16 protein-coding genes and 1 tRNA gene are annotated in these 25,299 nt (G+C 66.7%); 6 read left to right on the top strand and 11 right to left on the bottom strand.

What is annotated here, in order from left to right:
• Nucleotides 1-93 precede the first annotated feature (93 nt).
• A complete protein-coding gene (lldD, locus tag AC3WP6_RS05975) occupies nt 94-1,257 on the bottom strand; it encodes an FMN-dependent L-lactate dehydrogenase LldD (RefSeq protein ID WP_492626875.1) in 1,164 nt (387 codons plus the stop codon).
• A 277-nt stretch (nt 1,258-1,534) separates the two neighbouring features.
• Between lldD and AC3WP6_RS05970 the strand changes: the two genes are divergently transcribed.
• Nucleotides 1,535-2,242: an FAD-dependent oxidoreductase gene (locus AC3WP6_RS05970; protein ID WP_492626874.1), complete on the top strand. Its 708-nt coding sequence runs from the start codon at nt 1,535-1,537 to the stop codon at nt 2,240-2,242.
• 154 nt (nt 2,243-2,396) lie between these two features.
• Here AC3WP6_RS05970 and AC3WP6_RS05965 read toward each other — a convergent pair whose 3' ends face one another.
• Nucleotides 2,397-3,158, bottom strand: coding sequence for an ABC transporter substrate-binding protein (locus AC3WP6_RS05965; protein ID WP_492626873.1), 762 nt, complete (start codon nt 3,156-3,158; stop codon nt 2,397-2,399).
• Nucleotides 3,159-3,209: 51 nt separating this feature from the next.
• Between AC3WP6_RS05965 and AC3WP6_RS05960 the strand changes: the two genes are divergently transcribed.
• Nucleotides 3,210-5,297, top strand: a complete 2,088-nt coding sequence (locus tag AC3WP6_RS05960) for a thioredoxin domain-containing protein (RefSeq protein WP_492626872.1) — start codon at nt 3,210-3,212, stop codon at nt 5,295-5,297.
• A gap of 907 nt (nt 5,298-6,204) precedes the next feature.
• On the opposite strand, the gene yoaA is transcribed toward AC3WP6_RS05960, so the two are convergent.
• From yoaA to AC3WP6_RS05935, 5 genes are all read right to left on the bottom strand, one after another.
• The gene (gene yoaA / locus AC3WP6_RS05955; RefSeq protein ID WP_492626871.1) at nt 6,205-8,133 is read right to left on the bottom strand and encodes a DNA repair helicase YoaA; all 1,929 of its coding nucleotides are present in this window, start codon (nt 8,131-8,133) and stop codon (nt 6,205-6,207) included.
• 58 nt (nt 8,134-8,191) lie between these two features.
• Nucleotides 8,192-8,725 carry a tetratricopeptide repeat protein gene (locus AC3WP6_RS05950; protein ID WP_492626870.1) on the bottom strand — a complete coding sequence of 178 codons (534 nt, stop codon included), beginning with the start codon at nt 8,723-8,725 and terminating at the stop codon, nt 8,192-8,194.
• 2 nt (nt 8,726-8,727) lie between these two features.
• Nucleotides 8,728-11,079 (bottom strand): penicillin-binding protein 1B, encoded by a 2,352-nt coding sequence (gene mrcB, locus AC3WP6_RS05945; RefSeq protein WP_492626869.1) that lies wholly within the window; start codon nt 11,077-11,079, stop codon nt 8,728-8,730.
• 303 nt (nt 11,080-11,382) lie between these two features.
• Nucleotides 11,383-13,971, bottom strand: a complete 2,589-nt coding sequence (locus AC3WP6_RS05940; RefSeq protein WP_492626868.1) for a glycosyltransferase family 2 protein — start codon at nt 13,969-13,971, stop codon at nt 11,383-11,385.
• Nucleotides 13,972-14,134: 163 nt separating this feature from the next.
• Entirely contained in the window at nt 14,135-14,482 is a 348-nt protein-coding gene (locus AC3WP6_RS05935; protein ID WP_492626867.1) for a hypothetical protein, read from the bottom strand.
• Nucleotides 14,483-14,775: 293 nt separating this feature from the next.
• Here AC3WP6_RS05935 and AC3WP6_RS05930 point away from each other — a divergent pair, with 293 nt between their 5' ends.
• The 3 genes from AC3WP6_RS05930 to AC3WP6_RS05920 all read left to right on the top strand — a co-directional run bounded on the left by AC3WP6_RS05930 (nt 14,776) and on the right by AC3WP6_RS05920 (nt 18,387).
• The gene (locus tag AC3WP6_RS05930) at nt 14,776-17,439 is read left to right on the top strand and encodes a M16 family metallopeptidase (RefSeq protein ID WP_492626866.1); all 2,664 of its coding nucleotides are present in this window, start codon (nt 14,776-14,778) and stop codon (nt 17,437-17,439) included.
• A 75-nt stretch (nt 17,440-17,514) separates the two neighbouring features.
• Complete coding sequence (locus AC3WP6_RS05925) at nt 17,515-17,832, top strand: hypothetical protein (RefSeq protein ID WP_492626865.1); 318 nt, start codon at nt 17,515-17,517, stop codon at nt 17,830-17,832.
• A gap of 479 nt (nt 17,833-18,311) precedes the next feature.
• Nucleotides 18,312-18,387 (top strand) — tRNA-Thr (locus tag AC3WP6_RS05920).
• A gap of 85 nt (nt 18,388-18,472) precedes the next feature.
• Here the strand turns inward: AC3WP6_RS05920 and lspA are convergent.
• From lspA to murJ, 4 genes are all read right to left on the bottom strand, one after another.
• On the bottom strand, nt 18,473-18,973 hold the full coding sequence (lspA, locus tag AC3WP6_RS05915) for a signal peptidase II (protein WP_492626864.1): 501 nt from the start codon (nt 18,971-18,973) through the stop codon (nt 18,473-18,475).
• A 212-nt stretch (nt 18,974-19,185) separates the two neighbouring features.
• Nucleotides 19,186-22,047 carry an isoleucine--tRNA ligase gene (ileS, locus tag AC3WP6_RS05910; RefSeq protein ID WP_492626863.1) on the bottom strand — a complete coding sequence of 954 codons (2,862 nt, stop codon included), beginning with the start codon at nt 22,045-22,047 and terminating at the stop codon, nt 19,186-19,188.
• Nucleotides 22,048-22,233: 186 nt separating this feature from the next.
• Nucleotides 22,234-23,184, bottom strand: a complete 951-nt coding sequence (locus tag AC3WP6_RS05905) for a bifunctional riboflavin kinase/FAD synthetase (RefSeq protein WP_492626862.1) — start codon at nt 23,182-23,184, stop codon at nt 22,234-22,236.
• A 34-nt stretch (nt 23,185-23,218) separates the two neighbouring features.
• Nucleotides 23,219-24,826 (bottom strand): murein biosynthesis integral membrane protein MurJ, encoded by a 1,608-nt coding sequence (gene murJ / locus AC3WP6_RS05900; protein ID WP_492626861.1) that lies wholly within the window; start codon nt 24,824-24,826, stop codon nt 23,219-23,221.
• A 175-nt stretch (nt 24,827-25,001) separates the two neighbouring features.
• On the opposite strand from murJ, the gene rpsT reads away from it, so the two are divergent.
• Nucleotides 25,002-25,265: a 30S ribosomal protein S20 gene (gene rpsT / locus AC3WP6_RS05895; protein WP_492628643.1), complete on the top strand. Its 264-nt coding sequence runs from the start codon at nt 25,002-25,004 to the stop codon at nt 25,263-25,265.
• The last annotated feature ends 34 nt before the right edge of the window (nt 25,266-25,299 follow it).

Genomic DNA, 25,299 nt, shown 5'->3' with positions numbered 1-25,299 from the left:
GGGCATGATACTGCCGGCTGCACTTTGCCTGCCGTGGCACTGGGTACGAGCAACCCTGCGGAACGAGACGTTCGCCACTCGCGGGAAGTGGCGCTACCCCATCCCGAATCCCGCATCGCCAATCCCGGCTGCCAAGCTGTCGCGGCTGATGTCGGCGATCCGCCGGGCGCCGGTCAACGTCATCGCCACCCGCATTTCGCCGGCAATGAGGTCGAGCAGATGCGCCACGCCGCGCTCGCCGGCAGCCGCCAGGGCGTAGACAAACGGCCGACCGAGCAGCACGCCACGCGCGCCTTCAGCAATGAGCCGCACCACGTCGAGACCGCTGCGCACGCCGGAATCGGCCAGGACAGTCAGGTCGCCCTGCACCGCGTCGGCCACCGCGGGCAAGGCGCGCGCCGACGACAGCACCCCATCCAGCTGGCGCCCGCCATGGTTGGAAACCACGATGCCGTCGGCGCCAAAGCGCACGGCTTCGCGCGCGTCCGCGGGGTCGAGTATCCCCTTGAGGATCATCGTGCCCTTCCACGCCTCGCGGATCCAGTCTAGATCTGCCCAGCCAATGGCCGGATCGAAGTTGTTCCCCAGCCAACCGATGTAGTCCGCGAGCTGGATGCGGTGGCCCAGATAGGTGGAGATGTTGCCCAGGTCGTGCGGCCTGCCCCACAGGCCGACTTCCCACGCCCAGCGCGGATGACAAACGGCTTGCAGCATGCGCCGCGATGCCGCGAACGGCCCGGACATGCCCGAGTGCGCATCGCGGTAGCGCGCGCCCGGCACCGGCATGTCCACGGTAAACACCAACCGCCGCACGCCGGCCGCCCATGCGCGTTCCAGCACGTTTCGCATGAACCCGCGATCTTTCAGCACGTACAGCTGGAACCAAATCGGCCGCGCCACCTGCGACTGCACCTCTTCGATCGGACACACCGACACCGAGGACAAGGTGAACGGCACGCCCTTGCCGGCCGCCGCGCGCGCCGCCTGCACCTCGCCACGCCGCGCGTACATGCCGGTCAGCCCGACCGGCGCCAGCACCACCGGCAGCTTCAGGTCTTCGTCGAACAGTTTGGTCGCAAGGTCGACCTCGCCCACGCCACCCAACACGCGCTGGCGCAACGCCAGCGCCTGCAGGTCGCGGACGTTGCGGCGCATCGTCACCTCTTCATACGCGCCACCATCGATGTAATGGAACAGGAATGGCGGCAGGCGTCGCTTCGCCGCCGCGCGGTAATCACCTGCGGAGGAAATGATCATGATGGCGGCACTCTGCACCGCGCGATGCGACGCCGCAACCGCGACCCCGCGCGAGTGCTGCCGGTGCGCCGACGACGCGGCCTATACTCGCCGCCTGCCACCATGTGCCAAGTGCGGAAGCCTGGGAGCGTGGGCGATCACCGGCATGGGAGACGCACCAGACGGTGCCACCCCGCCACGATCCCGAACAACTTCCAGCATCACCGCAGCCGGCAACGCATCGCCGTGGCGCGCATGGAAATCCGCAGTTTTCGTTTGCCAATGCATGAGGAGAGTCATGGCCATTTACGACACCAAGATCGTCGGCAAGAACCCAGTTGCCGACGGCACGATGGAACTCCTGCTGGAGAAACCTGCCGCGCTCAAGTACCGAGCAGGGCAGTTCTTCGACATCATCCTCACGGCGAAGCCGGGCGCCGAGAAGAGCAGCTACGTGCACGGTTTCTCGTTCGCCAGCGCGCCGTGCGAGCCCAACCTGGTCGCCGCCACACGCATGCGCGGCACGCCGTTCAAGAACACCATCCGCGACCTGCCGATCGGTACCCCGGTGAAGATCGACGCGGTGTTCGGCAGCTTCACGCTGCACAAGGACACGAAAGTACCGGCGGTGTTCATCATCGGCGGCGTCGGCATCACGCCGGTGCGCAGCATCATTGCGCAGTCCACCCACGACCAGAGCGGCCACCAGCTCGCGCTGATCTACGCCAACGACACACCGGCACGCGCGCCCTACGTCAACGACCTCAAGGGCTTCGCCAAGGCCAATCCGAACTTCCATTTCGTGCAGACCTTCACCCAGGCTCCTGGCGGCGACGAACACGGTCGCGTCGATGCGGCGATGATCAAGCGCCACGTGCAGGACATCATGGCGCCGATCTACTACCTCTCCGGCCCGGCCGGCATGGTGCGCGCCACGCGCGAAACGCTGATGGGCATGGGCGTGGACGAGGACAACATCCGCACCGAGGAGTTCGAGGGGTATTGAGCGCGCTTTTCCTCGCATGAAAGTGAACGGCACCCGGTATCCACCGAGTGCCGTTTTCACGGGTTCGTCCCGAATGAGACCCCATGGGTCGAGCTTCAGCCCGAAATCCTGCGGCTCGTCCGGTCGGGATGAATCCCGGCCCACGGGCCGCCCGTCACGTCGCTGCCAGTGCCACGCGCAATTGCCGATAGCCCTCGACCAGGCGCGGGCCGGGGCGACCGAGAAACGCCTCGCTGATCGGCACGACGCGGTGATGCACCACGGCCGGCACCGCCATCCAACCCTCGCGTCGCTCGACCACGTCGGCGCGGTAGTGCGCCACCTTCACCCCGCACCAGCTCATCACCACAATATCCGGCGCCAGTGCCGCGGCGTCGGCGTTCTGCTGCGGCACGCTCTTCGCATCGAAGACTTCCCACGGATTCATGCCACCGGCGCGACGGATCAGCTCGTTCACCCACGAGTACTTCGCCGCCGCGATCACCGGCTTGGGCCACCACTCCACCAGCACGCGTGGGCGCGCACCGCGCGGCGCAACCTCCGGCATGGCCGCTTCCATCTCCGCCACCAGTTGCTCCCCACGCGCCGGCACGCCCAGCGCGGCGGCGATGCGGCCGATGTCGGCGTAGACGTCGTCCAGCGATTGCGGATCACATACCAGCACCGCCATGCCGGCTGCTTCGAGCGCGGCCACCACCTTTTCGTGGCCCGGCACGGTCAGCGAGGTCAGCACCAGGTCGGGCGCCAACGCGCGCACCGCGTCGATGTCGAGATTCAGGTCGCGGCCGGTCTTCGGCAAGCTGGCCACCACCTCGGGCGGGTAATCCGAGTCGGCATCCACGCCGACCAGCTGAGCAGCGCAGCCCAGCGCGCAGACGATCTCGGTGTTGGAACAGGTATGCGAAAACACGCGCACGGCTTTTCTCCGGACAGGGCCCGCAGTGTGCCGCAGCGTTAGCATCGCTGCATGAGCGACTTCCATCGCAACATGCTGGCTGACGCCGCCAGCCCCTATCTGCGCCAGCACGCCGGCAACCCGGTGCACTGGCAAACGTGGAACGCGGCCACGCTGGCGCATGCGCGCGAAACGGATACGCCGATCCTGCTTTCCGCCGGCTACAGCGCCTGTCACTGGTGCCACGTGATGGCACACGAAAGCTTCGAGAATCCCGCCATCGCGCGGGTGATGAACGCGCATTTCGTCTGCATCAAGCTCGACCGCGAGGAGCGGCCCGACATCGACCGCGTCTACCAGCTTGCGCACCAGGCGCTGCACGGCCGCGGCGGCGGCTGGCCGCTCACCGCCTTCATCGACCCGCAGGATCTGGTGCCGTTTTTCACCGGCACCTACTTTCCGCCCGCGCCGCGCCACGGCTTGCCGGCGTTTGGTGATCTGCTGGTGCATGTACGTGATTACTTCGACGCCCATCGCGATGCCTTGCGCGAACAGGCCACCGCCTTGCGCGAGTGGCTGGCGCAGGTGGAATCCAATCCGGCACCGGCCAGCGCGCTGCCCGATGTCGCCACCACGCAAGCGCTGGCCTTGGAACAGTTCACTGCCAACTTTGACCCGCAGCACGGCGGCAGCGCCGGGGCGCCCAAGTTTCCGCGTGCGGCGGAACTCGAATGGCTGCTCGGCCTGCCCGACGCCGGCACCCGCAACATGGCGCACCTCACGCTGCGGCAGATGGCGCAACGCGGCCTGCAGGACCATCTCGGCGGCGGCTTTTTCCGCTACTGCGTGGATGCCGATTGGACGATCCCGCACTTCGAAAAAATGCTGTACGACAACGCACAACTGTTGCCGGCCTACGCACGTGCCGCCGCCGATGCCGCGCTCGATGCCGGCACGCGCACGCTTGCGCACCGGGCCGCAAGCGGCATCGTCGACTGGATCGAACGCGAGATGACGCTCGCCGACGGCACCTTCGCCAGCTCCCTGGATGCCGACAGCGAGCACGAGGAAGGCAAGTTCTACCTGTGGACGCGCGGGGCCATGGCGGGTGCACTTGATGCGCCACATGCCGCGCTGGCGCTGGCGGCCTATGGCCTCGACCGCGCACCGAACTTTGAAGCCCGTGCGTGGCACCTGGTGCGCGACGAATCGCTGGACACGTTGGCGACAAGTACCCGGCGCTCGCCGGAAGACACCGCGCGGGCATTGGAGGAAGCGCGCCAAAGCCTGCTTGCCGTGCGCATGCGTCGCACTCCGCCAAACCGCGACGACAAGACACTCACCGCGTGGAACGCGCTCGCCATCACCGGTCTCGCACGCAGCGCACTCATGCTGGACGACGCCCGCCGCGCGGCGCTCGCGCAACGCGCGCTGGAGGGCTTGCGCCACGACGCGTGGCTGGATGGCACGCTGTACGCCAACATCGCGCCGCCGGCTGCGCGCATCCCCGGCTTCCTCGACGATCACGCGTTTCTGCTCGACGCCCTGCTGGAAACCCTGCAGTGGCGCTTCGATCCGCAACACCTCGCCTGGGCCACGGCGCTCGCGGATGCCTTGCTTGAACGCTTCGTCGACCCGGCCAGCGGCGCATTCTGGTTCGCCGCCGCGGAACACGCCACGCCGCTCGCACGCGGCCGCCAGTACACCGACGATGCCCTGCCCAACGGCAACGCCGTCGCCATCCGTGCCCTGCTGCGCCTGGGTCACCTCATCGGCGAAACGCGTTACCTCGACGCCGCCGAGCGCGCATTGCAGGCCGGCGCGGCCGCACTGACGCAACTGCCCGCCGCCTGCCCCACCCTGCTGCGCGCGCAAGCCGAAGCCGCGCACCCGCGCCGGCAACTGGTGGTGCGCTGCGCGCCGGAACAAGCAGCCGCCTGGCGCGCCACGGTGCGCACTGCACTGGCCGAAAACAACTTGTCGCCCGCCACCGACGCCATCGACGTCTTCGTGATCGACGCCCCCGCAGGCGCCCTGCCCGGCGTACTTGGCGCGCGCGCCGTGGCAAGCGCCAGCGGCAGCGCGCAGCTTTGCACCGGGCTCACCTGCCAGCTCTCCGTCACCGATCCGGCGAAACTGTCGGATGCGTTGCGCGCGTGAGTCGAGCGAACTCGGGGCCACGAATCAACCTGTTCCGAGCGGTACGCTTGGTGCCAAACGGCCTTCGACCCAGCGTTCTCACGGCACGGCGGTTCCGGGCTCGCGCTTGGTTTCTTCGGTTGGCGCGGCATCAGGGTGGTTTTGCGTGGCACCGGCGCGACACGCGGCATCAGAGTCGGTTTCGTGTGGGGGCAGTACGGGGGCGTGGCATCCGAGCGGTTTCGTGCGCCCTGCGGGCGCGCGAGCTACTTTCTCTTTGCTTGCCCAAAGAGAAAGTAGCCAAAGAGAAACGGCACCCCGCGGCAGCGCTTTCCGTCCTTCCATGGACGGAAAGTCCGTGAGGCGGGGCCGGGCCTTTCGAGCGGGCATCGTGCCCGCGCGAAAAGGCGAGGCCATCCCTGGCCTCGCCCGCTGCGCGGCTTTTCGAACCCCGCCTCACCGCCGCCGAGGGGCCCCCAGAAGAGCGGCGCGCATCGTGCGCGCCAGAAGCCAAAGCATCACCCGTCCCGCAGCTGGTGGTGCGCGGACGCTCTGCTTCGGGCGCGCGGACGCGCGCCTGCCGTTGTGGGGCTCCTATGGCGCGGCGGGTGGGCTGCGGATAGTCCGTCAGGATGGCCCGCAGGGAGGCGGGCCAGTTTTCCGCCGGCACACGGAGGTGCCGTCGGAAAACCCCGCAGCCCACCCGCGCACCCGGAGGGCGCGCCATCGGGGTGGCCTCTCTTTTGGCTACTTTTCTCTGGCCATTCAGAGAAAAGTAGCCCGGACGCCCAAAGGGCGTTCGAAACCGCTCCAGTGCCGCGCGTCGCGCCGGTGCCGCACGAAACCGCCCTGATGCCGCACCTCCCGCGAAACCCGCGGCAGCACGAAACAGCTTCGATCCCACGCCTGCCACAGACCGGATCCCGACCTAGGCAAAAAACGCCTGTACATCCCTCAGATCCCGCGTACGCGGCATCGGCGGCAGGCTGGCGAGGAAGAGCTTGCCGTAGCCTTTGCTGGTGAGGCGTGGGTCGCCGAGCACCAGCACGCCGCGGTCGGTCACGCTGCGGATCAGGCGTCCGGCGCCCTGCTTGAGCGCGATCGCGGCGGCGGGCACCTGCCAGCCCATGAACGGGTTGATGCCCTGCTCTTCCAGTGCTTCGAGGCGCGCGACCAGCACCGGGTCATCCGGCGCGGCGAACGGCAGTTTGTCGATCACCACCACGCTGAGCGCCTCGCCGACCACGTCCACGCCTTCCCAGAAACTCGCGGCGCCGAGCAGCACGCCGTGGCCGCTGCGGCGGAACTCCTCCAGCAGCTGATGGCGCGGCGCGGTGCCCTGCACGAACAACGGCCACGGCCATTGGCCATCCAAACGTTGCGCGGCATGGCGCAAGGCGCGGTGCGAGGTGAACAACAAAAACGCGCGGCCCTGCGAGGCTTCAAGCACCGGCTTGACCGCATCGAGCAGGCGGTCGGTGTGGTCGCGCGCCGCCGGGTCGGACAAGCCATCGGGCAGATAACACAGCGCCTGCTTCGCGTAGTCGAACGGGCTTTCCAGCAACAGCGTTTGGGGTTCGTCCAACCCGAGTTGGCGCGAGAAGTGATCGAAGCTGCCGGCGACGGAAAGCGTGGCCGAGGTGTAGATCCACGCGGCCGCGCTTTTTTCGCGCAGCGTGCGCAGCGGCGCCGCCAAATCGAGCGGCGTCGCGTGCAGCGCGAAGCCGCGCGGGAAGCGTTCGTACCAGCGCACGTCGTGCGCGCCGCCAGCGTCGAGCAGGTGGTCGAGATGCCCGCCCAGCGCCAGCGCGCGCTCGTGTGTATTGGCCAAACCGCGCGACCGCTCGGCCTGCGAGCCAAGCAAGTCGGCGAACGTGGAGAGCAACTCGGCCAGCGCGCGCAAACCGTCACGCACCGCCGCACGCTCGTCGAGCTGACCAAAGCTGCCGCGCGGCGGCAGGCCTTCCATCGCCAGGCGCAGTTCGCGCAAGACTTGGTTCAAGGCTTCGACCGGCTCCAGCAGCAGGCTGGTCGCGCCGGTAACACCGTTGCCTTCGCGCAAGGCATCCTGGGCCAGCTCGCCGAGTTGGCGCGCGCTGACCGTTTCGCTGAAAAACTGTCCCGCCAGCTCGGGCACCTGATGGGCCTCGTCGACAATATAGGCGGCGGCGCTCGGCAGGATCTCGCCGAAACCGCCCTGCTTCAGCGCCAGATCGGCAAACAGGAGGTGATGGTTGACCACGACGAGGTCGGCTTCCATCGCCTCGCGACGGGCCTTGAACACGTAACAGTCCTCATAGAACGGGCACTCCACGCCAAGGCAGTTCTCCGCCGTGGAAGTGACCAGCGGCCACAGCGCGGAATCTTCCGGCACCTCGGCCAGTTCCGCACGGTCTCCGCGCCGGGTACGCGCCGACCACGCGCGGATCGCCGCGAGCTGGCGCGCCTGCTCGGGAGAGAGCGACGCGCCCTCGCGCACGGTCTGGTCGAGTCGGTACAGGCACAGGTAGTTGGCGCGCCCCTTGAGCAAGGCGGTTTTGACGTGCACGCCCAGCACCGACAGCACGCGCGGCAAATCGCGGAAATAGAGCTGATCCTGCAGCGCCTTGGTACCGGTTGACACGATCACGCGCTCACCTGAAAGCAGCGCCGGCACGAGGTAGGCAAAGGTCTTGCCGGTGCCGGTGCCGGCCTCCGCCAGGAGCGTATCGCGGCCGGCAATGGCGGCGGCCACGGCATGTGCCATCGTCCGTTGCGCGGCGCGCGGTACAAAGTCGGGCACCTCGCGGGCAAACGGGCCATCCGGGCCCAGCAGCGCGGCAACGTCGTCCGGCTGCGTGTCGTCAGAGTCGATCATTGCCGCAGTATCGCCCGGCCATGCGCGCAGGCAAACCGCAAGCGTCAAACGTGAACCATCAGAACCGGTTGACACCCTGCACGTGACACTTAGCCACCCACTTCTCGGCAGTGGCGACACCGGTATCGTCGCCGGCGCTCTTGCGCAACTGCGCAATGGTTTCCCAATTGCGCGCGCACAGCGGGCCGAGCTTCGGGCCCAGTGACCACGAGCGCTGCGCAAGCTTTTCCGCCAGCGGGTAGTCATGCTGCCAGATTGCCACTTCGGCGCGGTCTTGCAGCAACTCGGGCGAATCCGGACTGCGGCCCAAGGCCTGGTCGAGCTGGACCGCGGCGGCATCGTACTTGCCGGTGTGCACATCCTTCTCAGCCGTGGCCTGCCACGCCGCAATACCGGGATCAGCCAGCGGTTTCACCGCGATCACCGATTTTTCCTGGTCACCGGCAGCGTGGACGGCGGCGACGATGGTCGCCGGGGTCAATGTTGGACGCGACACCGGCGGCGCAGTCGGCACCGTCGCGGCACAGGCCGCCAGTGCGGCCACCGCAAGCGGCAGCACACCACGAACGAGGAGACGACGGGGAAGATTCATGGTTAATGACCACCAGCAACGGGTTGGGGGAGATCCGGCGCACGGGCCGGCGCCGGGGGCGGAGGCACGCTCGATGCCGACGCCGGGCCACCGCCGAACAGGCTCTGCCAGAAGCAACCCTCCACCTCGTTCGGCAGCGAGCCGGCCACTACCGGCACCTGCTGCGCGCCGGCGCACTGCGGCTCGGTCGGCTTGCCATCGGCGGGATTGATCCACGCCATCTGCAGGCCGTCGCCCAGCGCGGCGGAAAGCGGCTTGGTCGGCAACTTCGCAAACAGGTCGCGCCACACGCGCAGCGCGCCGGTGGCACCGAACAGATGCGCCGGCTTGTTGTCGTCGCGGCCCATCCAGAACACCGCGAGGTGCTCGCCGGTGAAGCCGGCAAACCAGCTGTCGCGCAGGCCGTTGCTGGTGCCGGTCTTGCCGGCGGCGTGCAACGAAGCGAGGGGCGAATTGCCGATGGAAGCCGCAGTGCCATACGTGGCCACCTGCTGCATCGCCCAAGTGATGAGGCGCACGGCCGGCTGGTACTCGCCCTTGCCGGCCTGTACCTCGTAACGCTTGATCGTGCGGCCGTTGCCGTCGACCACGCCGCGCACCGCCAGCAGTGGCAACGCGTGACCATCGGAGGCGATGTACTCGTACATCTGCGCCAGTTGCAGCGGGGAGATGTCCAGCGCGCCAATCAGGAGCGACGGGCTCGGGTTGACGTCGGTCAGCCCGAAGGATTCGAGAAACGCGCGGATGCGCGGCAAGCCCACCGCCAGCCCGAGATGAATGCTCGCGAGGTTCCATGATTTCGCCAGCGCATCCACCATCGGCACCATGCCATGGCTCTGGTCGTCGTCGTTGTGCGGCTCCCACAGCGTGCCGTTCGGCTGCCGCATGCTGATCGGGCTGTCGTCCAGCGCGGTGGCGAGATTCCAGCGTGCAGGGTCGGTCAGCGCCACCAAATACACGAACGGCTTGATGGTGGAACCGATCGGCCGTTGCGAATCCAGCGCACGATTGAAGCCCTGGTCGCCGGGGAACTTGCTGCCGATCACCGCCAGCACGCTGCCATCGTGCGCATCGGTCACCACGCCCGCGGCCTGCACCGCCTCGCCACGCTTGCCCAGACCCTTCACCGTGGTCGAAATGGCCTGTTCGGCGTAGATCTGCGCGGCCGGGTCGAGCGTGGTGAAAATCGAAAGGTTGCCGGCTCGCAGCGTGTCCTCGTCGAAGTCCTTGGTGATCTGCTGGCGCACCAACTGCATGAACGCCGGGAAGCGGTCATGCGGCAACTGGCCACTGGTGGTGATGCCGAGCGCCGTGGCCTGCGCCGCCTTGCCCTGGTCGGCGGAAATCAGGTCGTTGTCGACAAATTCCTGCAGCACCAGGTTGCGCCGCGCCAGCGCGCGATCCGGATAACGCCGCGGATCGTAGAAACTCGGCCCCTTGACCAGCCCGACCAGCAGCGCGATCTCCTGCACCCGCAGATCGCGCAGCGGGCGGCCGAAGTAGAACTCCGACGCCGCGGCAAAGCCGTGCACCGCCTGCGCCCCTTGCTGGCCAAGGAACACCTCGTTGACGTAGGCCTCCAGGATACGGTCCTTGCTGTAGTGGAACTCCAGCAACAGCGCCATCAGCGCCTCGTTGGCCTTGCGCGTGAAGGTTTGCTGACGGGTCAAAAACAGATTGCGCACCAACTGCTGGGTGAGCGTCGAGGCGCCCTGCACGGTATGCCCCGCGCGCAGGTTGGCAAACGCCGCGCGCGCGATCGCGCTGAAGTCGATGCCGATGTTGTGGCGGAAATCGCGATCCTCGACAGTGATGAGGCCGTTGACCAGCAGCGGCGGCAAATCCGCCAGCCGCACGATGCGGCGGTCCACCTGTTTGGCGCCGTACACCGTGGCGATGCGCGCCGGGTCCAGATGCGCAAGCGGCATCGCCGCGCCGGTCAAAAGATCCCGCACGCGCTGCACGCGGCCTTGCCCCAGAGTAACCTCGATGCGTTTGGGCAGCTCGCCGCCATCCGGCCCGGCATAGCCGCGCGAGGAAATGGTGTAAGTCGCGCCGCGCTTCATCCAGGTGCCAGGCACCTTGCCGTGGCTATCCTCGACGTAACCGGCAAAGGTCAGCTCGAGCTGCAGCGCCGCCGGTGTCATCGGATCCCCCGGCGACAGCGGCAACGGCCGTGCGAACACCCGCGTCGGCACCGCAAACACGAGGTCGCTGAAGCGTTGTTGCACGCGCTGGTTGAGGACCAGCGCATACGGCAGCACGAACCCCACGAACAGGCCGAAGCCGATCCAGAACGGCACCCGCAGCCACGGCCAGCTCGCGTGCAGCAACGCGCGGATACGGGTCAGCACAGGCGCTGGCTGATGAGTTTGCACATAGGTCTTGGATAATACGGGGTGTCAGCCGGCGGGGGGATGAATGGGGTTGGAGCCGGGATTCGGGATTCGGGATTCGGGATTCGAGATTTGGGATTGGAGATTCGAAAAGGCGGGCTGCGGCCAGCCTCCACGCTTCGCGGGTCGGCTTCAGCCGACTGGAGACTCGCGCCGGGTTAAAACCCGACTGGCAAAAGCTGGCATCTTGCGGCAACCGGCTCCTGCAAATCCCCAATCCCGTATCCCAAATCCCGGCTCTCTGGATCCCCAATCCCGTCGCTACTCGTCCCCCGACCGGTGCGCGATCCACGCGCCGGCCATGGCGGATAGATACGGCACCGATTGCGCGCCGAGGATGAACATCCACAGTGTGCCTTCGATATAGCGGGTGCCGTAGGCGTGGGCCATGCCGACGATGCACAGGATCAGCGCGACGGCCATCAGCATCTCCTCGCGCACCGGGGCGAACGCGGCAAAGCTCGAACCGCCCATGCGGCGCTTCTTGGCGGTGACCACAAAGGCGGTCTTCTTGCGCGTCAGGCCATGCAGGATGCCGCGCGCGATGGCATGGGAGAGCCCCATGCTGGCGACCGAGGCCATGATGGTGTCGTACCAGCCGCACGGCACCCGCGCGCGGTAGAGCACGATGCCGAAGATCATCTTGGCGAAGAAGAAGCCGATCACCGGGATCAGGAACAACTGCATCGGCAGGCTGAAAAGGTACGGGAACGCGATCATGCCGGCGGTCCAGTACAGCGCCATCAGAGTGAAGATGAGCAGCAGCGCATCGGCAAACCAGCTGAACCAGCCAGTGAGAAAGTGGAAGCGCTGCCCGGGGGTGAGCGGGCCCTTCTTCACCATCCAGTCCCAGCGCCCCTTGAGGATCTGCATGGCACCGAACGCCCAGCGGTAGCGCTGGCTCTTGTACGCCTTGAAGTCGGCCGGGGTGAGGCCCTTGCCCATCAATTCATCGACGTAGACCAGCTCGTAGCCGGCGTGCATCAGGCGCAGGCCAAGCTCGGCGTCCTCGCAGATCGTCCATTCCGACCAGCCGCCGGTGCCTTCGAGCGCGGCGCGGCGCACCATCGTCATGGTGCCGTGCTGGATGATGGCGTTGCGCTCGTTGCGGTGGTGCATGCCGATGCGGAAGAAGCCGTCGAACTCCCACGCGGTCATGCGGCGGAAACGGTTCTTCTGGAAGTCGCGATGCGCCTGCGGGCACTGCACCACCGCCACCTTCGGGTCGTGGAAATAACCGGTGAGGGTGGCGAGCCAGTCGGTGCGCACCACGTAGTCGGCGTCGATCACCGCGATCACGTCCGCACGCTGGTTGGTTTCCTTGAGGCCGAAATTGAGCGCGCCGGCCTTGAAACCCGGCCATGGTTCCAGATGGAAAAAGCGGAAACGTTCGCCGAGCTTTTCGCAATACGCCTTCACCGGCCCCCACACCGCCGGGTCCTTGGTGTTGTTGTCGATCACCAGCACTTCAAAGTTGGCGTAGTCGAGCGCGGCCAGCGAATCGAGCGTGACCTGCACCATCTCCGGCGGCTCGTTGTAGCAAGCCAGGTGGATCGACACGAACGGCTGCTTCTCCGGCGGGTCTGGCCTGAGCATGTGCGCCTCGCGCATCCACTTGCGCCGCCACAGCACCTCGGTGAACTCGAAACCGTTGATGAGCAGGATGGCGATGATCGCGATCTGCGCCGGAAACAGCAGCAGCAACATCGTCCAGTCGACCCAGCTCAGGTAGAACTGGAACGGCAGCGTGGCCGACCACACCAGGATGCCGGCGCAGAACTGGATAAGCACGCAGAAGAACAACCGCCCGGTGAGCTTGAAGCGCTCGAAGCGCAGCGCGAACCAGATCATCGGCCACAGCGCGAGCAGGCTCGCCGCCAGCGCCTTCCACGGCCACGAGGTGTCCTCGGTGACCGGGCCGGTGAGCGGGAACTTGAGCTGACGGTCGGCGTTGAACATCCCCCAATACGCCTCGGTGCGGCCTGAAAGCTGCTCCTTCCACGGCTGGTCGAACGCCTCCATCACGTAGTAGTCGATGTGGTCGCGCTTGGCCACGTTGAACCACTGGCGCAGGAAGATCGCCTCGTTCGACACCGACGGGTCGGCATACTCGTGGCGATCGCCGTTGGACGGCCAGCCGATTTCGCCGATCACGATCGGCTTGTTCGGGAACAGTTGCCTCAGGTGGTTGTAGCTGCCCAGCACCGCGCCGATCGCGTCCTTGCGCGGGATGCCGTTCCAGTAGGGGAACAGGTGCACGGTGATGAAATCCACGTGCTGCGCCAGCTCGGGGTATTTCTCCCAGATGTAGTCCGGCTCGGCGGTCGACACCGGCTGGCGCAGCGCAGCGCGCACGCGGTCGAGATAGGCCATGAGCTGGTCGGGCGAGACGTCGTTGCGAAACAGCACCTCGTTGCCCACCAGCACGCGGTTGATGGTGCCGGGGTAACGCCGCGCCTGCGCGATCAGCGCATCGATCTCCTGCTCGTTGTTCTCCAACCGGGTGTCGATCCACGCACCGGACAGCACCTTGAGTCCGTCGCGCTCTGCCAGGCGCGGAATCTGCGGGTTCTGCAACATCGAATAGGTGCGGATGTTGTGCGTGTAGTGGCGCAGCAGCTTGAGGTCGCCATCAAGCTGCTCGTCGGTGGGGAAATCACCCTTGAGCGGGCTCTGGTAGCGCTGGAACGCCGACAGCGCATAGCCGCTGACCGGGCCGTGCCAGTCTTCCGGGCCGTGCGGACGGTTGCTCCACCACCACAGGCCGATGTTCAGCGCGGCCACCACCAGGGCCAGCACGACGGCAACAAACCAGGACGGACGGCGGTGGGTGACAGGCTCGGCGCTCAAAAGAATCCCCGTGGAGGCCCCTCGGCAAACGGGGGGAGCCGCAGGAGCTTAACCAATCCGCGCCCGCACGCTCAATAAAACCACTTCGCCGCAGTCAGCCGCAGCTAAGCCACGGGGTGCCGCGCAGCACCTTGGCGGCGCCTCGCGCAACCGGCAACGGCTCTCAACGCCCGCCGAACTCATGCACCATCTGGGTCATGGTGCGTGCCACACAGGCGCCGTCGCAGCGGCCGGCCAGGTAGCCGGAGCCGCAGGCCATCAGCTCCGCCAGCGTGCCGTACAGCGCCTGCGCGTCGCGGTCGTGCGGCTCGCCGTTGCTGCCCAGCGCTTTCTCCTGCTCCACGTAGGTGCGCACCGCACCCACCATGGTGTGCGCCATGTCGTCCGCGTGGACCTCTCCGCGCAGGAACGGCGGTGCAAACGCCACCGCCTTGTCCACCGCCGCCTGCATGCGTGCAGCCTGGGTGGCGGGTACGGCGGCGTCCGGGGTAGGCGTTGCGTCGGTGGTCATGGCTTGCCTCGTGGGTGATTGATCGGCGGCAAGTATGCGCCGGCGCGGACAAGCCGCCGTGATGCAGGTCGGTTCCCATGGAAGACGTCGAAGAGCTGCACCTTCGCCCAAGCTTGCGGGAACGGCGCACGTACGCGCACCAAGTAAGTCGGATGATGCGCGCGTTTTCCCCTTCCTTGCTGCTCGTCGCGGCAACGTTGGTGCCACGCGGCAACACGAGCGGGTTTACCCTCTGCAACACCTCCGGGCGCGGGTCACGCGTCCAACTTCCAAAACGACACAAGGATTGATCGATGAAGAAGCGAACGCTTCGGTTGGTGGCGGCGATTGGCCTGGCGCTGGGTACGTTCAGCGCATGGGCGGCGAGCGATGCGGAGGTGACGCGCGCCACGCTGGACAACGGTTTGCGCGTGGTGATCGTGCGCGACACGTTGGCGCCGGTGGTCACCACGGAGATGAATTACCTCGCCGGCTCGGACGAGGTGCCGGCCGGGTTCCCCGGCACCGCGCATGCGGTGGAACACATGATGTTTCGCGGCAGCCCGGGGCTGTCCAAGGATCAGCTCGCGGCGATCGCGGCGAACATGGGCGGCGCGTTCAACGCGGATGCCACGCAGGGCGTGACGCAGTATTACTTCGTGGCGCCGGCGCAGGATCTGGACGTGGCGCTGAAGGTGCAGGCGCTGCGCATGCGCGGCGTGGACATGGACCAGAAGGAGTGGGACAAGGAGCGCGGCGCGATTTCGCAGGAGGTGTCGCGCGATCTCTCCAGCCCGGATTTCAAGTTCTACTCGCAGATGCTGGCGCAGATGTTTTCCGGCACGCCGTATGCGCACACGCCGCTGGGTACGCGCGACTCGTTCGACCAGACCAACGCGGCGATGCTCAAGGCGTTCCACGACACCTGGTACGCGCCGAACAACGCGATCCTGGTGATTGCCGGCGACGTCGATCCGACGGCGACGCTGGCGAAAGTGAAACAGGAATTTGCCGGCATCGCGAAGAAGACGCTGCCGGCGCGGCCGGCGTTCGACTTCAAGCCGGTGGCGGCGAAGACCGTGCAACTGCCGACCGACAGCCCGTATGGCTCGGTGTATCTCGGCTATCGCCTGCCCGGCCTGAAATCGAAGGATTACGCCACTGCGCTGGTGCTGGGCCAGGCGCTCGGTTCACAGCGCGCGGCGCTGGCCGGCATGCGGTTCGACGGCACCGCCCTGTTCGGCGGCTTCGTCGGCCAAAGCATGCCGCACGCCGGGCTTGGCCTCGCGGTGGGCATCTTCCCCAAGGGCGGCAACCCGCAACCGGTGCTGACCAAGATGCAAGCCATCCTGGCCGACGCTGCGGCGAAGGGTATCGACCCGGCGCTGGTGGAGGCGGCCAAACACAAGGCGGTCTCCGATCTCGAATTCAAGAAGAACTCGGTAGACGGGCTGGCCAACGCGTGGTCGCATGCACTGGCGTTCCAGGGCGCGGATTCCCCGGATGCGATCAAGGCCGCGATCGAGGCGGTGACGCCGGCAGCCGTGAATGCGCTGGCGAAGCAGACCTTCGACCCCAAGCATGCGATCACCGCCATTCTGACCCCGGAGAGCTCCGGCAAGCCGGTGGCCGGCAAGGGCTTCGGCGGCGCGGAGAGCTTCTCATCCACACCGGACAAGCCGGTGGAGCTGCCGACGTGGGCGCAAGCGGCGTTCGCCAAACTGGCGGTGCCGAAATCCTCGCTCGATCCGGTGAGCTACACCCTGCCCAACGGCCTGCGCCTGATCGTGCAGCCAGAGACCATCAGCGACACGGTGGAACTCTACGGCAGCATCAAGACCAACCAGGATCTGCAGGCGGGCAAGGGCGAGGAAGGCGTGAGCGAAGTGCTTGCCGGGCTGTTTCCATTCGGCACCGAGCATCTGGACCGCATCCAGTTTCAGCAGGCACTGGACGCGATCGGCGCGCACGAAAGCGCCGGCACCAGCTTTTCGCTGGCGGTACCCGCGGCACACTTCGCCGAAGGCGTGAAACTGCTCGCCGACCACGAACTGCATCCGGCACTGCCGGCGCAGGCGTTCTCGCTGGTGCAGAAGCAGACGGCGGGCATGGTGGCCGGGCAACTGCAGTCGCCCGATTTCCTCTACCAGCTCGGGCTGGGCAAGGCACTGCTGCCGGCGAACGACCCCTCGTTGCGCCACGCCACGCCACAGAACGTGATGGCGCTGACGCTGGACAAGGTGAAGCAGTACTACGGCGCGACCTTCCGTCCGGACCTCGCCACTATCGTCATCGTCGGCAAGGTCGACCCGGCGCAGGCGAAGCAGGTGATCGAGCAGGCGTTTGGCAATTGGAAGTCCACCGGGCCCAAGCCCGACACCGACTACGCCGCGGTGCCCGCGAACCAGCCCGGCAAGCTGCACGTGCCCGACGCCAGCGCGGTGCAGGACAGCGTGGACATGGCGCAAACCATTGCCGTCACCTACGACGACCCGGCGCGCTACGCGATCCACCTCGGCAACCAGGTGCTCGGCGGCGGCTTCTACGCCTCGCGCCTCACCCGCGACCTGCGCGAGAAACACGGGCTGGTCTACACCGTGGGCGTCAGCTTGGACACTGACAAACACCGCGGCACCTACAAGGTGTTCTACGGCAGCGATCCGGACAAGGTCGGCGCCGCCAGCGCGCTGGTGGTGCAAAACCTCAAGCAGATGCAGGACGCACCGGTGACCGATACCGAGCTGAGGCAGGCCAAGGGCATCCTGCTGCGCCGGATGCCGCTCGGCGAATCGAGCTTCGGCGCCATCGGCAGCCAACTGCTGGAACTCGCGCAGCAAGGCAAGCCACTTGATGCCATGACCATCGCCGGCCGGCACTACCTGTCGCTGACCGCGCCCGAGGTGCAAGCTGCGTTCAAGAAATACGTGCGGCCGGAAGGCTTGGTGACGGCGGTGAAGGGGCCGGCACCGAAAGGCTGATCGCAGCGAACCGCACTCGCCCGGAGCAACCGGGCGAGTGCGGTCTTTTTTGCCCTTCAAAAACTTTCACACGCCATGCCTGAGTCAGACCACTACCCCATCCGCGCATGGCCTTGGCGCACGCAGTTGCGCGATACCTACCGGGTGCTGTTCGTTCCCGTCACGCTGGCCGTCGTCGCCAGCGCGACCCGGTTCTTCCATTGGCCTTGGGGACTAGCGCTTGGCGCCTGCCTCGGCATGCTGCCTTCATATGTCCTCGGTACGCCTTCCCGCATGCCGATCGCGCCGGGTGACAGCGCCACCATCGACCACTGGCTCGCCGCGCACAAACATGTCCACGATGCCCGCGGCTGGGTGCCACGCCTGCCCCGCAACGCCTATTTCGACAGCTAGGTCGTGCACTGGCAAGGCGACGCGCCGTGATCGGGCCGCCCATCACGTTGCGCGCGCTGAAAACGATATTGCGCAGAGGGCCATCCGGCGGGTGAACACGGCATGGCAAGTCGATCTTCGGTACGTGGCGCAACGAAGTCCCTTGCGCACCCGCCCCAGCCGGTCGAACCATGGTTTGGCTGCGCCACGCGTCACTTCACACGCCCCCTTCACCGGCAACCTGCCGCGGTCGGCCCGCGCGTGCATGCATGACAACTTCCGTGCCCGCGTCCGGCACATGTCACCTGCCGCCCACAGCCCCGCAAGCGCTTGCGACCGCAACCGGCACGCTCTTGCCGACGAAGGGCAGTCCAGCACGCGAAACCACGGTCGGGATCATGTGCTGCCGGGTACCGCGGTACCCGCCCGCGGTATCCCGCGCACCGCCCCCTTGGCTTGCGTCACACTGCAGCGCCCCGTAAACTTCGCGGCTCACGCTCGCCGGAGTAGCTCAGTTGGTAGAGCGGCGCATTCGTAATGCGTAGGTCGCAGGTTCGACTCCTGTTTCCGGCACCATTTACAACACAGGTCCGCATTGCTGCGGACCTGTGTTTTTTTTCGCAGGGTGCCCAGCGTCGCGATCTCGGCGAGACGACAGCGGTCAGTTCGACGCGTCTGCAGCGTGGCTGCCGAACAGGCCGAAGACGACCAGCAGCACGGCACCAACGGTGATGCCGCAGTCGGCCAGGTTGAACACCGGGTAGTGCCAAGCGCCGAATTGCACGTCGATGAAGTCGGTGACTTGCGCGGCGAGCATGCGGTCGATGAGGTTGCCGATGGCGCCGCCGATCACCAGCGCCAGCGGCAGCGCGGTGCGCCAGTCGCGACGCGCAGTGCGGGCCAGCCAAACCACCAGCGCGATGGAAATGACGACGGCCAGCGCCGAGAACAGCCAGCGCTGCCAGCCGTCGTGGTTGGCAAGAAAGCTGAAGGCCGCGCCGCGGTTGTAGGTGAGCGTCCAGTTGAGGAAACCGGAAATCACCGGGTGTGCCAGGCCTTCGGGCTGCAGCGTGGCCGCCGCCCACGCTTTGCTGAGCTGGTCGAGCACGATGAGCGCGCCGGAGAGCGCAAGCCACGGCAGGGCATTGGGTTTGATGGTCATGGGTGGCGGGGTTTCCGGTTCAACGATTTCGATGCTTGTCGTGGGGTACGCGCCAGGCGTGCTGGGTTTGGTGGGTGATCGAGGCGGTAGCCATTGCCAAGGCGGAGTGAGCATTGGCAAGTCCCGGCCCCTCACCTCGATCCTCTCCCCGCCGGGGAGAGGAAGAAAGGCGAAGCGATCCCTCACCGGTGCGATGGAAGCAAAGCGGCGCGTCAGAACCAGCGCCGCACCTCGCCGTTGCCCTCGACGTTTTCGACGCAGCGGCCGCATAGGTCCGGGTCATCCGCATGGCTGCCGACATCGTCGCGGTGGTGCCAGCAGCGCACGCATTTGGCGGCGTCGCTGACGCTGGCCGACACCCAGGCCTTGGCGCCGTCCAGCGCAAGCTCCTCGCCGCCATCGGGTACCCGGCTTGCCTCGTGCAAGCTCACATCCGAAGTGATGAAGAAGAAACGCAGTTCGTCCGCCGCCGGTGCGTAGCGCGCAACCGTGGCAGCGTCCGCGTGGATCGCCAGCTTTGCATCGAGCGCGGCGCCAATGGCGCCATCTTTGCGCATGCCTTCGAGCACACGGGCGGCGCCTTCGCGGATGGCCAGCAGGTCGGCCCACCAGCGGCGCTGTTCCGGCGTAGCCTGGGTTGCCGCCAGCCCGTCGTACCAGGTTTCGAACAGCACGCTTTCGCCGCGCTCGCCCGGCAACTCGCGCCAGATCTCCTCGGCAGTGAAGGCGAGGATCGGCGCCAGCCAGCGCACCAGCGCCTCGGCGATGCGGTACATCGCGCTTTGCGCGCTGCGCCGGCCGTGGCTGTCGGTCGGCATGGTGTAGAGCCGATCCTTGGTGATGTCGAGATAGAGCGCGCCCATCTCGTTGGTGCAGAAGTTCTGCACGCGCGCCACCACCTCGGGGTAGTCGTAACGCTCGTAGGCGGCGATTACCGCCTGCTGCACGTCATGCGCCTGCTGCACGGCCCATTGGTCCAGCGGCAAGCTGTCTTCCACTTTCACCAGGTGCCGCGCGGGATCAAAGCCGTCCAGATTGCCGAGCAGGAAACGCGCGGTGTTGCGCAACCGGCGGTAGCCATCGGAGACGCGCTTGAGGATCTCGTCCGACACGCTCATCTCGTTGCGGTAGTCGGCCGAAGCCACCCACAGGCGCAGCACGTCGGCGCCGAGCGTATCCATCACCTTTTGCGGCGCCACCACGTTGCCGAGCGACTTGGACATCTTGCGGCCGGCGGCATCCACGGTGAAGCCGTGGGTGAGCACGGTGTCGTACGGCGCCTTGCCGAAGATGGCCGAGGACGTGAGCAGGGACGACTGGAACCAGCCGCGATGCTGGTCGGAGCCTTCGAGGTACATCACCCGGTAGTCCTTCGCGTCGCCCTGCTGCAACTCCGGGCGCTGGCCGAGGACGGCGAAGTGGCTGACGCCGGAGTCGAACCAGACATCCAGAACATCGGTGACTTTCTCGTAATCCTTGGCGTCGGTGCCAAGCAGCGTGACCGGATCGAGGTCGTACCAGGCGTCGATGCCTTTCTGCTCGACGATCTGCGCAACCTTTTCCAGCAGCGCCACCGAATCGGGATGCGGCTCCTGCGTCGCCTTGTGCACGAACAACGCAATCGGTACGCCCCAGGTGCGCTGGCGGCTGATGCACCAGTCCGGGCGCCCGGCCACCATGCCGGTGATGCGCTCCTCGCCCCAACTCGGCACCCAGCGCACCTGCGTGATCGCCGCCAGCGCGGTGTCGCGCAAACCGGCCTGTTCCATGCCGATGAACCACTGCGGCGTGGCGCGGAAAATCACCGGCGTCTTGTGCCGCCAGCAGCACGGGTAGCTGTGGGTGATGTCGGCGTGCGCCAACAGCACGCCGCGCTCGCGCAACAGCTCCACCACCGCCTTGTTCGCCTTCCACACGTGCATGCCGACGAGATCGAGCGTGCCGGCCTTCGGCGTGCCTTCGCGGTAGGTGCCGTGGGCGTCGATGTAGTTCAAGAGACCGATGCCGTGCTCGCGCGCCACGATGAAATCGTCCACGCCGTGATCGGGCGAGGTGTGCACTGCGCCGGTGCCGTCCTCGTCGCTGACGTGGCCGCCGAGTATCACCGGCACGATGCGGTCGTAGAACGGGTGCTGGAGCTGCGCGCCGTCCAGCGTGCCGCCGAGCGCGTGGCCCAACACCTTGGCCTCGCCCACGCCGTAGCGCGCGAGCGCCTTGTCCGCCAGCGCACTGGCGACCACCAGCAGCGCGCGTCGACTCGCACGTGCCGGGCCTTCGACCAGGGCGTATTCGATGTCGGGGCCGAGCGCCACGGCAAGGCTTTCCGGTAGCGTCCACGGCGTGGTGGTCCAGATCGGTACGCTGACGATGGCATTACCCGGATCGACCCCGAACTTGCCGGCCAGCGCTTTACCGTCCACCGCGTCATACGCCACGTCGACCGCCGGCGAGCCCTTGTCGGCATATTCGATTTCCGCCTCGGCCAGCGCGGAGTGGCAATCGAAGCACCAGTACACCGGCTTGGCACCGCGCACAACGTGGCCGTTGGCCACCACGCGCGCGAGCGCGCGCAGCATGTCCGCCTCGTACTTGAAATCCTTGGTGAGGTACGGGTGTTCCCAGTCACCCAGCACGCCCAGGCGACGGAAACCGGCACGCTGCGCATCGACCTGTTCACTGGCGTATTCGCGGCATTTTTCACGGAACGCGCGCGCGTCGAGCTTCTCGCCCGGCTTGCCGAATTTCTTTTCGACCGCGATTTCGATCGGCAGGCCGTGGCAATCCCAGCCCGGTACGTACGGCGCGCGAAAACCCGCGAGGAGCTTCGAGCGCACCACCATGTCCTTCAGGATCTTGTTGACCGCGTGTCCGATGTGGATCGCGCCATTGGCATACGGCGGGCCATCGTGCAACACGAAAACCCGGTCGCGGCCCGCTACATGCTGCTGGATCGCCTGGTAGCGACCAGCCTGTTCCCACGCCGCCAACCAACCCGGCTCACGCTTGGGCAGGTCGCCGCGCATCGGAAACGCCGTGTGCGGCAGGTTGATGGTGAGTTTGTAGTCCTTGCTCATCGCTTCGGGTGCCTCGGGTTGTTTCGCCCCGAGGCCCGAAGGACTGCGAAGCGCCATGTGCCCGCCCGTCGCGCGCGGCGACTGGCGCACGCGCTACGGGCGAGTGCCTTCAAATAATAATGTTGCCGACGGTCGCCACGCATGCGCGGCGGACGGGGAACGGTGTGGCGGGATTGTCGCGGTGGATCATGCGCGGGCCAGTACCGGGTTCACGCCCAGGATGGCCCGGGCCGAACGCGCATCATGATCCATCTGCGCTTTGAGCGCATCCAAGCCGGCGAACTTCTGCTCGTCGCGCAGCTTGGCCACAAACTCCACGGTCATGCGCTGGCCATAAAGATCGCCGTCGAAATCGAACAGGCACACTTCAAGCAACGGCTCGGCCACCTGGTTCACCGTGGGACGCACGCCGAGGCTCGCCACGCCCGGCCGGGTACAGCGCCCACCGCCCAAACCGGCGCGCACCGCATAGATGCCAGCCAGCGGGCTGACCCGCCGATGCAGGTGAATGTTGGCGGTCGGAAAACCGAGCGTGCGCCCGAGCTGGTTGCCGTGTTCCACCTTGCCGCCAATGGTGAACGGGTGCCCCAGGAAGGACTTGGCGGCGACGAAATCGCCGGCCGCCAGCAGGCTGCGCACCCGGCTGGCCGAGACCCGCTCGCCGTCGATCAGCACCGGCGGCATCACCCGCGTCGCAAAGCCGAGTTCGCGCCCCATCTGTTCCAGCAGGTTGACGTCGCCGACGCGGCCGTGGCCAAAGCGGAAATCGCCGCCCACCCAGATTTCGCGCGCCGCCAGGCGATCCACCAGCACGCGGCGCACGAACGTCTCGGCGGAAACCGCCGTCAGTCCGGCATTGAAGCGCAGCAGCAGGGTGTGGCCGATGCCGGCCGCCGCAAAGCCGGCGAGTTTTTCCCGCACGCTGGAGAGACGCGGCAACGGCTGACGCGAAAAGTACGCGCGCGGCAACGGTTCGAAACTCACCACCGCCGGCGTGCAGCCCTTGGCCGCCGCGCGCATGCGCGTCTCGGCCAGCAAGGTCTGATGGCCACGGTGCAAACCGTCGAACGCGCCAATCGCGACGACACTGCCGCCCGGCAGCAAACACGATCCGGCAATGTCGCGTGAAAGTCTCATGGCCGGGTGATTATATCGGTGAAAACGGTGCGACCTACCCTACGCGCAGATCGCGCACGCGCATCCCGGTCGCAAACAACGCCGCCACGTAGACGCCGGCGCCCGCCACCACCAGCACCAGCAAATGCCAGATACGCGCTAATACCGGCACGTGCGTCCAATCCGGCCACCACCAGCGCCCGACCAGCAGCACCGCCACCATCGCCGCACAGGCCACAGCCAGGCGCACCCAATGCCGCCACCAGCCCGGCTGGCGGTCGTAGACGTTGGCCCGCTTGAGCCAATGCCACAACAACGCAAAGTTGAGATAACTCGCCAGCGCACTGGCGATGCCCAGCCCCAGATGCAACCCCGGCACCTGCGCAATGCCATCCAGCCAGTTGCCCTGATGCAGCGCCGGCGGCGCCCACAGCTCGAACAGCAGCGCGATGAAAATACCGTTGCACAGCATGTTGGCGACGAGTGCCGCCACGCCGGCGCGCACCGGCGTCTTCGTGTCCTGGCGCGCATAGAACGCCGGCAGCAGCACCTTGACCAGCGCATACGCCGGCAAACCGCACACCAGTGCCAGGATCGACAGCGTCGACATGCGCGTGTCGAAGGCGTTGAAGCGCCCGTGCTGGAACAGCGTCGCCACCAGCGGCTCGGCCAGCAGCAACAAGGCGAACATCGCCGGCACCGCAATCAGCAGTGTCAGCCGCAAGGCCCAATCCAGCGCCCGGGAAAACCCCGCGCGGTCGGTACTGACGTAATGCCGTGACAAGGTCGGCAGCACGACCGTACCGAGCGCCACGCCGAACACGCCCAGCGGCAGTTCGAGAAACCGGGTGGACAGCGACAACCAGCTTTGCGAACCGGTCACCAGCAGCGAAGCGATCACCGTATCCAGCAGCAGGTTCACCTGCGCGACGGAAGAGCCGAACAGCGTCGGCACCATGAGATGCAGGATCCGCCGCACCTCGGGGTGATGCCAGCCCCAGCGCGGCCACACCAAAAGATCGAGCTTGCGCAACGCCGGCAGCAGAAACAGCACCTGCGCAATGCCCGCCACCAGCACCGCCCAGCCCATCGCCATGATCGGCACCGCCAGGTAGCGCGACACCCACAGCGCGCCGGCGATCATGCAGATGTTGAGGATCACCGGCGCCAGCGCCGGCAGCGCAAACTGGTGGAAGCTGTTGAGTGCACCGGCCGCCAGCGCGGTCAGCGACACGCACAACAGGAACGGAAACGTCAGCCGCAACAGGCTCACGGTCAGCTCGAACTTGTGCGGCTGGTCCAGCGCGCCCGGCTCGAACACCGCCGCCAGCTGCGGCGCAAACAGCAGCCCGAGCGCGGTGATGATGAGCAGCACGGCGCTGAGCGTGCCGGTCACGCGTGCCATCAACTCCTTGAGCTCGGCGTGCGAGCCGCGCTCCTTCACCTGGGTGAACACCGGTACGAAAGCGGTGGAAAACGAGCCCTCGGCAAACAGCCGACGCATGAAATTCGGGATGCGGAACGCCACCCAGAACGCATCGGTAATGGCGTTGGCGCCAAACACCGCGTTCAGCGCCATGTCCCGGACCAACCCGAGCACGCGCGATACCATCGTCATGCTGCTGAACGACAGCAGCCCGCGAAACATGCTGGGGGACTTCATCCGGCCGGTAACCCTGATGATCGACGCTGGTGCAATGGCCGCACAGTCTGACAGCGGACGCGGGCAAGATCACTGCGCGATGATGGCGGGGCGCGGGCAACTTGACGATAGCGCGTCACACCCGCATAATTTCATCCTTTCTTCAACCAATAACCCGCGATTCGGGAGTTCTGCCTTGGCCAACATCAAGTCCGCGAAGAAGCGCGTGCGTCAGTCCGAGCAGCGTCGCCTGCGCAACGTCAGCGCCCGTTCCATGGTGCGCAGTGCGCTGAAGAAGGTCATCAAGGCGATCGACGCGAAGGACAAGACCGCCGCGACGGCTGCGTTCGCCGTGGCGCAACCACTGCTGGATCGCTACGCCTCGCGTGGTTTGATCCACAAGAACAATGCCGCCCGCCACAAGAGCCGACTGAATGCGCGCATCCACGCGCTGGGCTGAGCCCGGGTTGCAGCGGTAACGAAAAGCCGGCGCA

Source organism: Rhodanobacter sp. FW106-HT46G03 (genome assembly GCF_058789895.1).
The sequence above is the reverse complement of the archived record's forward strand: the minus strand, read 5'-3'. Positions and strand labels throughout refer to the sequence as shown.